The organism is Fructobacillus tropaeoli (genome assembly GCF_001047135.2).
Classification (GTDB): domain Bacteria; phylum Bacillota; class Bacilli; order Lactobacillales; family Lactobacillaceae; genus Fructobacillus; species Fructobacillus tropaeoli.
On record NZ_DF968137.1, the window covers coordinates 1 to 781 of the forward strand.

1 protein-coding gene is annotated in these 781 nt (G+C 41.2%); it reads right to left on the reverse strand.

The annotated features are described in order from the left end of the window. On the reverse strand, positions 1-639 hold a 639-nt coding region (locus AOQ32_RS08390), incomplete at its 3' end, for a relaxase/mobilization nuclease domain-containing protein (protein ID WP_148666551.1). Between the last annotated feature and the right edge of the window lie 142 nt (positions 640-781).

The following is a 781-nucleotide window of genomic DNA, read 5'->3' on the forward strand; positions in this document are numbered from 1 at the left end:
TTGATGGCTGGATCTCATACCCGGTTCAATAATCTTCGCCCCATAGCGACTGGCAATTTTGTTTGAAATATCGCCATATTGTTTCGCCGTCCCTTTCTGCCAACGAAAAGCGGAACCGTCCAGTGAACTGACGTGGTTAAAGATAATATGGTTATGCAAATGGTCTTGGTCTAAATGAGTGGCAATCACAAATTGATAGTCTCCACCGGTTAATTCCATTACCGTTTTTCGGCCAATCTCATGGACCTCTTCGGGAGTTAATGGATCATCTGGACTAAAGGATTGAATTAAATGGTGGGCTAACTGGGGACTACCCCGCCCGGTGATTTTTTGTAAATCTTGATACTCAAAAGGAATCAAGTGCCCTTGATCATCAAAGTTTAAATCCTTCCCTTTTTCCATGTACGCCAACATTTGTGTTGCTAACATTTCGTTATACGAGTCTGCCAAGTTCCCAATCAAGTGCCCGCTTAACAGTTCTTGCCCATTCGTTTTCTCGGCATTTTCAACATAAGTTAAGGCACTTTTCAAATAGTCAGCTTGTTTGGCTTTAGAAATTTTCTCTTTATTTTTAATATACTGATCAGCACGACGTAAATTATCAAAAGAGTGAATGGCAAAACTTTTGGTATACACCATTGCGTTGCTCCTTTCTTAATCTTTTTGAAGAAGTTGTCGTTGTAAGTCATCCAGTTCTTCTTGAAAGTGTTGAAACGTCGTCATCATTTCTTCCACGACTTCGTCGTCAACTTGACGATAGACGTGGGCAGCCCGTGCTAAC